A 10,874-nucleotide genomic window follows, 5' to 3' on the forward strand; every position below is an offset into this window, starting at 1 on the left:
GAGGTGCAGGCGGGCGAATGCCAGCGCCTCGGCGAGGTCACCGGCCCGGGCGTGGGGGTCGAGTCGCCGGGTGCTCACCTCCACGACCACCGAACCGGAGAACGCGTCGGCCACCAGGTGCTCAAGGACCTCGGCACATGGCTGGTTCCCCCGACCCGGCACGAGGTGCTCGTCCATCGGGCCACCCAGGCCGTCGGCCAGGTGCAAATGGGTCAGCCTCGACCCCAGTTCGCGCGTCATCGCCATCGCGTCCGAGCCGGCGGTCGCCGTATGCGAGAGATCGAGCGTGACATGCCGGAACGGCTGCGGGGTCGGGTCCCAGTGGGGCAGATAGGCCAGCACCTCGCGCTGGCGGGCCCGCCAGGGATACATATTCTCGACCGCGATGCTGATCCCCGACGTGGACTCCCGCGCGGCGACCCCCTCCACGAAGGTCTCGGCATAACCCTTCTGCCAGCGGAAGGGCGGGTGCACCACGACGACCGATGCGCCGACCTCCTGGGCCAACTCGATGGACCGGTCCACCTTGGTCCATGGGTCAGGACCCCAGATCCGCTGGGTGAGAAGCAGGGTCGGTGCGTGGATGGCGACGATGGGCAGGCCGTGGAGTTCGCTCAGTCGCGCGAGGGCCCCGGCCTCGCGGCTGACCGGATCCGGCATGACCATCACCTCGACCCCGTCGTAGCCGAGGCGGGAAGCGAGCGCAAATGCCGAGGCGGTGGGCTCGGGATAGACCGAGGCCGAGGACAGCGCGACGACCGGGCGATCAGGCATCCCCAGGACTGCTTCCTCCCGGATCGGGGATGACGTCGAGGCGCCGAAGGATCAAGCCTTCGCGCAGGGCCCATGGGCAGATGGTCAAGCGCTCGACGTGCAGCAGATCCATGGCGGCTTCGGCGACGAGGGCGCCGGCGAGCACCTGGTGGGAGCGCACCCCTGATACGCCCGGGAGTCGCGTGCGCTCGGCGCCGGTCAGCGGCGCCAGCGTGGCGATCACCTCCCGCAGGTCGTCGCGGTCCAGGGTGCGGGTGACCAGGGGGCCGGCGTTGCTCGGGGCCGCGCCCGCAAGGCGGGCCAGGGAACGGAAGGTCTTGGAGGTCCCGACCACGGTGTCGGCGTCCTGGGCGCGCAGGATCGGCCGCACGCCCGCAGCCAGTGTGGCTCGGATGGTGCGGCGGGCCTCCTTGATCCGCGCCGGCGTGGGTGGATCGCCGGCGAGCAGATCGTTGGTCACGCGGCCCGCGCCGAGCGGCACCGACACGGCGGCGTCCGGTTCCTCGTCCACGCCGATGGCTAGTTCCAGGGAGCCACCACCGATGTCGAGGACCAGCAGATTGCCCGCGGACCAGCCGCACCAGCGGCGGGCGGCGAGGAAGGTGACGCGGGCCTCGTCCGACCCGGCCAGCACCTGGACCGGGACGCCGGCTTGCGCGCCGAGGGTGTCAAGGACGGCCTGGCCGTTCCCGGCCTCGCGGATGGCGGACGTGGCGAAGGCCAGCATCTCTTCCACGCCGTGGTCGTCGGCGAGTTCGCGAGCCTCCTGCATGAAGGTCGAGAGCGCCGCGATACCGGCCGCGTCCACGGTGTTGCCGACTAGGTGCTCGGATAGGCGCAATTCGATCTTGTGTGAGACCGCCGGCAGTGGATGGGCACCGTAATGGGCGTCGACGACGAGCAGGTGGACCGTATTCGATCCGATGTCGATGACACCCAGGCGCACCCGGCCAGCCTAATAGGGCTCGCCCACCGCACCCGTCCGGCCGCGTAGGTGCGAATGGGCGAGGCGCGTGCCTACAGTTGGCGCTTGTGAGTGAGACCCCGCTGGAGATCCCTCGTGTCTGGGTGGAATTCGACGATCCGGCGGACTCGGCGCAACGCTTCCGCTGCGACCTGACCTGGCTGACGTCGAGTTGGACGTGCATCTTCGGAGGCGGCTGCCAGGGAATCTATGCCGACCGGCCCGATGACGGCTGCTGCACCCTAGGCGCCCATTTCACCGACCGCGATGATGTGCGCCGCGTCGCCGTCATCGCCGCGGAACTGGACGAGGAGACCTGGCAGCACCATCCCGGATCGGTTCGTCGTCGTGACTGGACCGAGAAGGAGGATGAGGCGACCAAGACCAAGGTCGTCGACGGTGCGTGCATCTTCCTCAACCGGCCGGGCTTCCCGGCGGGCGCCGGTTGCGCCCTGCACCAACAGGCGGTGCGGACCGGGCGGGCACCGCATACGGCAAAGCCGGACGTCTGCTGGCAACTGCCCATCCGGCGCACCTATCGCACGGTCAATCTCCCGGACGACACGTCCTATCTCGAGATCAGCATCACCGAGTACGACCGGCGCGGCTGGGGCCCGGGCGGGCACGACCTGGATTGGTACTGCTCGGGCAACCCCGATGCGCACGTCGGGCGCGAGCCCGTCTACCGCAGCCTGCGCCCGGAGTTGATCGAGTTGATGGGCGCCGAGGCGTATGCCGAGTTAGTGCTCCGGTGCGAGGCCCACATGCACAATGTGCGGCTGGTGCGCTCCAGCGGCGCCAAGACGCTGCTCCCGCTCCTGATCCACCCCGCGACCGTGGCCGCGCGGGCTCGTCCGCGCCCGCGGCGCCGGCGATGACCTCCGGCCGCGAGCGCACCCCCTTGCGGTCCGGCGGTGCGCGGTGCACCTCGCGCAGATATCGGCAGCCGTGAGTCGAGAGGCCGGCGAACGCGGCGGAGTGCGACCCAGCCCGAACATCTGGCATACCCCGGACGTCTACGAGCTGGAGAATCAGGCCTTCGACCGGGCCGATCAGGTCGGCGCGGCGATCGATGCCCTGCATCCGCTGGCGGGCGCGACGCTGCTCGACATCGGTTGCGGCACGGGCTACCACCTGCCAGGGTTCGCCGACCGAGGTGCGCACGTCCTCGGGCTCGAACCTCACCCACCTCTTGCTCGGCTGGCCGCCGCGCGCCTAGCCGATCGCCCCGAGAGCAGCGCGCGGCAGGCGCCGTCTTCGGCGCCGGAACCGGCCCCGCGGCCGCCCGCACCGAGCCCGGACGTGGCGCGGCGAGCAGGGGTGCTGACCGGCGAGGCCGAGCATCTACCCCTGGCGAACGCCACGGTCGATGTCGCCGTCGCCCGTTGGGCCTACTTCTTCGGCCCGGGCTGCGAGCCCGGACTTGCCGAAGTCGAGCGGGTCCTTCGTCCCGGTGGGCTCGCCGCGTTCCTCGACAACGACGCCACGAGGTCGCGGTTCGGCGGCTGGTTCGCCGCGTCCTTGCCGGCCTATGACCCGATCGCCGTGCGCCGCTTCTGGCGACGACAGGGGTTCACCGCCCGCGACCTCGACCTGGCCTGGGAATGCCCCGACCGTGCCACCTTCGAGGCGATCGTGCGCATCGAGTTCGCGCCCGCGCTCGCCGATCGCATCTTGGCCACCCATCCGGGCACCAGCGTCGACTACGCCGTCACTCTCTGGCACCGCACTCACTGACGGGGAACCCCGCTCACTGACGGGGCACCCCGCTCACTGAGGGGGCACCGCGCACACTGACAGCGGTCATACAGACGTCGGCGGGCCGCGGTCGGAACCGTCGACAGCTGGGGCCGCCGATGTCTATGCGTCGGCGGCGGGGGGTCAGCCATCGACGACCGCCAGGCGCGGGCCGGCGCCCAGGCGGCGGACGGCTGATGTCACATCGGGCACTTCGATCACCTCCAGTCGCTCGGGGATCGAGGCGGTGCCGCGCGTCCCGACGGGCACCAGCGCGGTGGTGAACGCCAGCCGGGACGCCTCCGCCAGCCGCCGCTCCACGCCGGGGACCGGCCGGATCTCGCCCGCCAGGCCGACCTCGCCGATGGCGATCAGCTGCGGATCGGTCGGGATGTCCAGGATCGCGCTGGCGAGCGCCATCGCCACGGCGAGGTCGCTCGACGGCTCGCGCAGCCGCACCCCGCCGACGGTCGAGACATAGACGTCGTGCCCCTTCAGCGGCGCATTGGCCCGGCGCTCCAGCACCGCCGTGATCATCGCCACCCGCGCCGAGTCAACGCCGCTGGTCGCCCGACGTGGCTGTGGCGCGGTCGTGGCCGCCACCAGGGCCTGCACTTCGGCCAGCAGGGGTCGCCGGCCCTCGACCGTCGCGGTGATGCACGTTCCCGACACTGGCGCTGCGCGCTGCGACAGGAACAACCCGCTCGGGTCGGGCAGCCCAGTGATCCCGGCATCACTGAGGTCGAAACACCCCACCTCGTCTGTAGGCCCGAAACGATTCTTCACCGCGCGCACCAGGCGCAACCGTGAGTGGCGCTCCCCCTCGAAGGTCACGACGACGTCGACGAGGTGCTCCAAGATCCGCGGGCCGGCGATCGAACCGTCCTTGGTCACATGCCCGACGATCAACGCCGCGATCCCGCGCTGCTTGGCCACCGAAATGATCGCCGCGGCCACCTCGCGAACCTGGCTGACATTGCCGGCCGCCCCGTCGACCTCGGCACTGGCGATCGTCTGAACGGAGTCGATGACCAGCAGATCGGGCTGCACCTGGTCGATCTGGCCGAGCACGGTGGCGAGGTCGGTCTCGGCGGCAAGGAACAACGACCGCGCCATCGCCTCGATGCGCTCGGCGCGTGAGCGCACCTGGGCCGCGGACTCCTCCCCGCTGACATAGAGCGCCGTCGCCCCCGATCGCGCCGCCCGTGCGGCCACGTCGAGCAGCAGGGTGGACTTGCCGATGCCGGGCTCCCCCGCCACCAGCACGACCGCACCCGGCACCAGTCCCCCGCCGAGCACCCGGTCGAACTCCTCAACCCCGCTGGGGTTCGCCGCGGCCCGAGTGATGTCCACCTCGCCGATCGGCAGCGCCGGACGCCCGGGCGTCGTCACCGCCCGGGTCCGCGCCCCCGGCGCACCCACCTCGGCGACCGTCCCCCACGCCTGGCACTCCCCGCACCGGCCCACCCATTTGGGCCCGCTCCAGCCGCACTCGCTGCACCGGAAGGTTACGCTCCGCACCGTCTTCGCCATGCCCGAGACGCTAAACGAGACCACCGACAACCCCTCGGCACGCCGGGCGGTATCAACGCAGCATCGTTAGACTCAGGCCGGGCACGGGAACGCCCGGGCGGGATGACGAAAGGCGTGAGGTGGCCCACCACAACGACGAGGATCTGCTGCGCTCGACCCTGGCCGCTGTTGCGCCGGGGACGGAGTTGCGCGACGGCCTCGAACGCATCCTGCGCGGCAACACCGGCGCCCTGATCGTGCTGGGCCACGATCGCACCGTCGAATCATTGTGCACCGGCGGCTTCCCCCTCGACGTCGAGTTCTCCGCGACGCGACTGCGCGAGTTGGCCAAGATGGACGGGGCGATCGTCGTCAACTCCGACGTCTCACGCATCGTGCGGGCCGCGACCCAACTGGTCCCCGACCCCTCCGTCGAGACCTCTGAGTCCGGCACCCGACACCGAACCGCCGAGCGGGTGGCGAAGCAGACCGGCCTGCCCGTCGTCTCGGTCAGCCAGTCGATGCGGATCGTCGCGCTCTATGTCGCGGGTCGCCGCCACGTGCTGGAGAGCTCGATCGAGTTGCTCAGCCACGCCAACCAGGCGCTGCAGACGATGGAGCGCTACCGCGCCCGGCTCGATGAGGTGACGGCCACTCTCTCGGCCCTCGAGATCGAGGACCTGGTCACCGTGCGCGATGTCGCCGCCGTCCTACAACGCATGGAGATGGTGCGCCGCATCAGCGGCGAGATCAGCGCGTATGTCGTCGAGCTCGGTGTCGACGGACGCCTGCTGACCCTGCAGCTGGAAGAACTCACCGCCGGTGTCACCGACGATGTCGGCTGGCTGATCCGCGATTACGCACCGGCCGACCGCCTGACCGACACCGACCACGAGGGACACGACAGCGGCGACATCGTCGACGCCGTCGTTCACGGCCTCGGCGCCCTGTCGCGCGCCGAGCTGCTCGACCCCGGGACCGCCGCGAAGGTGATCGGCCTGTCCGGCCCGGACGGCCTCGACACCACCGTCTCGCCCCGGGGATATCGCTTGCTCAACAAGGTGCCGCGTCTGCCCGGCCCGGTCTTCGAGCGGCTGGTCGATCATTTCGGCTCGCTCCAGCGCCTGCTCGCGGCGACCCAGGACGACCTGATGCTCGTCGACGGAGTCGGCGAAGGCCGAGCCCGGACCATCCGCGAGGGTCTGACCCGCCTGGCCGAGTCCAGCATCCTCGAACGCTACGTGTGAGCGGGGGCGCCGAGGCCGAGTTCCGCGGGCGCGTCCATACGGCCGTCCTGGCCTGGTACGCCGTGGCGGGACGCGACCTGCCCTGGCGCCACCCGGACTGCTCGCCCTGGGGCGTCTATGTCAGCGAGATCATGGCGCAGCAGACGCCGATCGCCCGGATCCTGCTGCCCTGGCAGTCCTGGATGGGGCGATGGCCCACCCCCGCCGACCTCGCGGCCGCCTCGCGCGCCGACGTGCTCCGCGCCTGGGGTCGGCTCGGGTATCCGCGCCGCGCGGTCAACCTCCACGCGGCCGCCAAGGCCATGGTCGAGCACCACGCCGGTCAGGTGCCTAAGGACCCCGCCGCCCTGCGCGCCCTTCCCGGCGTCGGCGACTACACGGTTGCGGCCGTCGCGAGCTTCGCCTTCGGCAATCCCCTCCCGGTCCTGGACACCAATGTCCGTCGTGTCCTGGCGCGGATCGCGATCGGCGAGGCCCAGGCCGCACCCACCCCGACCAGGGGCGAACGCGACCTCGCCGCCGCGTGGCTCCCCGACGACTGCGCCGACGCGAACCTGTGGAATGTCGCATCCATGGAGCTGGGCGCACTGGTCTGCACCGCCCGCACGCCGCAATGCGCGACCTGCCCAGTGCGCGACCTGTGCCGCTGGCGCACGGCCGGCCACCCGGCATACGCCGGCGTGCGCAAGCGGCCCCAGGGGTATGCCGGCACCGACCGGGAAGTGCGCGGCCGCATCCTTGCGCTCGTGCGCGATGACGACGCTCCGCACCCCCGCGCCGACTTCGACCCATGTGCCGACCAGGCCCGGGTGGACAAATTGCTGGTCGCGTTGATCGCCGATGGCTTACTCGAGCACAGCCCCGACGGCTACCATCTCCCGCGGTGACCGGCCCAGCCCGAGCGCCGCGCGGACAACCCGCTGGGCCGTTCAGGCGTCAGTGGCAGTGACGATGAAGTGAGCCGACCGACACCCATGAGGGGGATGCACGGAGTCGATGAGCGACCGAGCGCCGAAGCGCCCGCCCACGCGGCGCACCCCGCACCCGCTGCGGCACACCTACGCCATGACCCTCCTGGGCACCCTGCTCCCCGGCGCCGGCCTGCTGCGCACCCGCCTGCGGGGGTTCGGCACGGTCTTGATGGGCACGACGGCTCTCGTGCTGCTCTTCGGCATCTACACGCTGCTGCGCAACGGCTTGGTCGGCTCGGCGCTCTCCCTCGGTCTGAACAGTGGCCGGTTGATGCTGTTGTTCTGGGCGGTGCTCGCCGGGGCCGTGGTCTGGATGGTCTCGATCGTCCTCACCACGGCGGTGACCCGGCCGCACGGCCTCAGTCGTGACGAACGCCTCGCCACCACGATGGTCGCCTTCTTGTGTTGCCTCGCGGTCGCCGCCCCCAGCCTGTATGCCGCCCGCACTCTCACGCTGCAGCGCTCCGTCGTCGAGACCGTCTTCGCGCACGACCCGACCAGCACCGGGACGGCGACCGCCGGCATACCGGCCGTGGGGCAAGATGACCCGTGGAAGACCGTCCCACGCGTCAATGTGCTGCTCATCGGCTCCGACGCCGGGGCCGACCGGGTCGGTGTGCGCCCGGACTCGATGATGGTCGCCAGCATCAACACGCGGACCGGGGACGCCGTGCTGATCGGGATCCCCCGCAACCTCGAACGCGCTCCGATCCCCGCGTCGAACCCGCTGTCCACGCTCTATCCCCATGGCTACGACTGCGGCGATCAATGCCTGATGAACGCCATTTGGACCCTCGCCGAGGAGCACGCCGACCTCTTCCCGGGCGAGACGAACCCCGGGCTGCGCTCGACCCGCGATGTCATCGGCGAGATCCTCGGCCTGCGGATCGACAACTCCGTGGTCATCGACCTCTCCGGCTTTGCCGCCCTGGTCAACGCCATGGGCGGGGTCGACGTCAATGTCAAGGAACGCGTCTGCATCGGTTGCAAGGCCCTACCCGATGGCACCATCGTCGGGACCACCGGGTGGATCGAGCCGGGCCCGCAACACCTCGACGGCTATCACGCCCTGTGGTATGCCCGCTCCCGGGCCTCCACCGACGACTTCTCCCGGATGCGCCGCCAGCGGTGCGTGGTCGGCGCCCTGGTCAACCAGGTCAGCCCGGGCACGATGCTGCTGCGCTACCCGCAACTTGCCGAGGTCCTCAAGGCGGATGTCAGCATCGACATCCCGCAGGCACACCTGCAAGCCTGGGTGCCGCTGATCGAGAAGATCCAGCGCGACGGGACGATGCGCAGCCTGCCCCTGACCAACAAGGTCATCAACGTCGTGAACCCCGACTACGCCAAGATCCGCGAGCTGGTCACCAACGCCATCTCGGACAACCCGACGACCAGCACGACCCCCGCATCGACGAGCGCCTCCACGCCGGCCGGCACGACGTCGAGCACCCCGCCGACCTCCAGCAGCAGCACCGACGCCGGCGACGGCTTGACCACGCTGAAGGCCGCCTGCTGAGTCTGGTCGAGGTCGAGTCCCGCGACGACCGCGGTGCGCGACGCAGGGTGCGTCGCCGGCGACCGCCCACCACGTGCCGTCGAGCCCCGGTGCGTATGCCACGGCCCCCGCCGTGACGATCACCACCACCAGCCCCCTCACAGCCGCCAAGATCGGGGTCGCCTATTCCAAGACCCTCGTCGCGACCGGCGGCGGCCCGTACACGTCGCTCACGGTCGGCACCCCGCCCACCGGCCTGAGCCTCAACGCCGCCACCGGCGTCATCTCCGGGACCCCCACGGTCGGCGGTTCGAAGACCTTCACGGTCAAGGTCGTCGGCGCCGGTGGGGCCGCCGCGACCAAACAGTTCACCCTCAATGTCGTGACGGTGTGGATCACGACCACTGCCCTCCCCAATGGCGTCGCGAAGTCGCCCTACACCGCGACGCTCACGGTCGGCGGGACGGGACCCTTCACGTGGTCGGTCGTCGCCGGATCCGGCAGCCTCCCGACCGGGTTGAGCCTGAACTCCACCACGGGTGTCATCTCCGGGACGCCGACCGTGGTCGCCAAATCGACCTTCAAGGTCAAGGTTGTCGGCGCCGGCGGCAAGTCCTCGACGAAGGCACTCTCGATCACCATCCAGGCCGCCGGGACCGTCTCGATCCTCACCACTAGTCTGCCTGGCGGCAGCGTCGGATCCGCGTTTGCCGCCACCCTCACCGCGACCGGCACCGGCCCCTTCACCTGGTCGCTCGCGTCGGGCACCCTGCCCGCCGGGCTGACCCTCGACCCCGCCACGGGCGCCATCACCGGCACGCCCACGGCGGCCGGCACGTCGAGCTTCGCGGCCAAGGTCGTCGGTGCCGGCGGCGCGAGCGCGACCAAGACCCTCTCCATCGCCGTGTCAGCGCCCGCATTGACCATCACCACGACCGCCCTTGCAGACGGCACCGTCGGATCGGCGTATGCCGCGACCCTCGCCGCCACTGGAACCGGCCCCTTCACCTGGTCCATCAGCACCGGCTCGCTTCCGGCCGGTCTGACGCTCGTTCCCAGCACCGGGGCGATCTCCGGCACTCCGACCACGGCAGGCATGTCGAACTTTACGGTCGCTGTCGCCGGGGCAGGCGGGTCGGCAGCGACCAAGGCGCTGTCCATCGTCGTCGCGGCGCTGCCGAGCACGGAGAACTGGACCCAGTCCCAGCACGACGCCGGGAACTCGGGCTACGCGCCCGGCGGGACGGTGATCACCCCCACCAAGGCAAGCTCGGTGCACCAGGAGTGGTCCACCGCCGAGGGTCCGACCGTCATCGACGGCGGAAAGCTCTACACCATCGCCTTCCGCCCGGCGAATCCGAACCAGGCCGCATTGCTCGTCTATGACCTGGCCACCGGCACCGTCACATCGAGCCGGTCTTTCACCACGACCGAGTGCCAGGCAGCCACCGCGATCGCGACCACCGCGACGCTGATCATCGCCAACTGCGGCAACAACCTGATGGGCCTGGACAAGGCCGCGGCGCACGTCATTCAATGGCAGATCGCTGACACCGATCCCGGGCAGAGTCTTCAGGGCTTGCGAGTCACGGCCAACTTGGCCATTGGGTACAACTCCGGCACCGTATTGGCCTATCGCCTCACCGACGGCACCCGCATGTGGCAGCACTTCCGCCAACCGGCGCGATCACCGATTTCGCGGCCTCCACGACGACCTTGGTCATTGCCTATGGCGACCGCCTGCGCGGCATCAACCTGACCACCGGCGCCCAGGCTTGGGTCGCGGGGTCGCGATGAGCAATGTCGTCATCGGTCCCGACGGCTGGATCTATACCAAAAGGATGGCGGGATCGCCCGCTACAACGCCGCGACGGGGCTGCCGGGTGGGCGGTGCGACCCGGTACCGACATCTATTGGGCGGCCGGCGCCGACAACGACACGGTCTACGTCTGGGAGGCGGTCTTCTTTTTCGGCCCGCCAAACCCGTCCACCTTGCACGCCCTGCGCACCACCGATGGCTCGGAAAAGTGGTCGTATGCCGTGCCCTGCCGGCTGCAGTCGTTCGCCGTCACAGGTGGCGTGGTGTGGCTGACATCGAGCAATATCTACAGCCAAGGGCAGAGCAGCGATCTGATCGCGGTGAACCGTGCGAGTGGCGCCGAGCTGAAGAG

General features: G+C 70.4%; 10 protein-coding genes. 7 read left to right on the top strand and 3 right to left on the bottom strand.

Annotated features, from left to right (window positions below):
- Positions 1-774: sugar phosphate isomerase/epimerase (locus tag PKH97_RS08940; RefSeq protein WP_324387061.1), on the bottom strand; the 774-nt coding region annotated here is incomplete at its 3' end.
- Complete coding sequence (locus tag PKH97_RS08945; RefSeq protein WP_324387062.1) at positions 767-1,720, bottom strand: Ppx/GppA family phosphatase; 954 nt, start codon at positions 1,718-1,720, stop codon at positions 767-769. The genes PKH97_RS08940 and PKH97_RS08945, both read right to left, overlap by 8 nt.
- An 86-nt stretch (positions 1,721-1,806) precedes the next feature.
- Between PKH97_RS08945 and PKH97_RS08950 the strand changes: the two genes are divergently transcribed.
- Both PKH97_RS08950 and PKH97_RS08955 read left to right on the top strand, forming a co-directional pair.
- Positions 1,807-2,616 (top strand): hypothetical protein, encoded by an 810-nt coding sequence (locus PKH97_RS08950; protein WP_324387063.1) that lies wholly within the window; start codon positions 1,807-1,809, stop codon positions 2,614-2,616.
- Between the two features lie 100 nt (positions 2,617-2,716).
- Complete coding sequence (locus PKH97_RS08955; protein ID WP_324387064.1) at positions 2,717-3,475, top strand: class I SAM-dependent methyltransferase; 759 nt, start codon at positions 2,717-2,719, stop codon at positions 3,473-3,475.
- Positions 3,476-3,619: 144 nt separating this feature from the next.
- On the opposite strand, the gene radA is transcribed toward PKH97_RS08955, so the two are convergent.
- A complete protein-coding gene (gene radA / locus PKH97_RS08960; protein WP_324387065.1) occupies positions 3,620-5,008 on the bottom strand; it encodes a DNA repair protein RadA in 1,389 nt (462 codons plus the stop codon).
- Between the two features lie 119 nt (positions 5,009-5,127).
- Between radA and disA the strand changes: the two genes are divergently transcribed.
- The 5 genes from disA to PKH97_RS08985 all read left to right on the top strand — a co-directional run.
- Positions 5,128-6,234, top strand: a complete 1,107-nt coding sequence (disA, locus tag PKH97_RS08965) for a DNA integrity scanning diadenylate cyclase DisA (RefSeq protein WP_324387066.1) — start codon at positions 5,128-5,130, stop codon at positions 6,232-6,234.
- Entirely contained in the window at positions 6,231-7,121 is an 891-nt protein-coding gene (locus PKH97_RS08970; protein ID WP_324387067.1) for an A/G-specific adenine glycosylase, read from the top strand. Before disA ends, PKH97_RS08970 begins: the two co-directional genes overlap by 4 nt.
- A gap of 109 nt (positions 7,122-7,230) precedes the next feature.
- Positions 7,231-8,724 carry an LCP family protein gene (locus tag PKH97_RS08975; protein WP_324387068.1) on the top strand — a complete coding sequence of 498 codons (1,494 nt, stop codon included), beginning with the start codon at positions 7,231-7,233 and terminating at the stop codon, positions 8,722-8,724.
- A gap of 73 nt (positions 8,725-8,797) precedes the next feature.
- Complete coding sequence (locus tag PKH97_RS08980) at positions 8,798-10,462, top strand: putative Ig domain-containing protein (protein ID WP_324387069.1); 1,665 nt, start codon at positions 8,798-8,800, stop codon at positions 10,460-10,462.
- Positions 10,463-10,593: 131 nt separating this feature from the next.
- Positions 10,594-10,874: hypothetical protein (locus PKH97_RS08985; RefSeq protein WP_324387070.1), on the top strand; the 281-nt coding region annotated here is incomplete at its 3' end.

This window comes from Nostocoides sp., assembly GCF_035343835.1.
Lineage (GTDB): Bacteria > Actinomycetota > Actinomycetes > Actinomycetales > Dermatophilaceae > Nostocoides_A > Nostocoides_A vanveenii.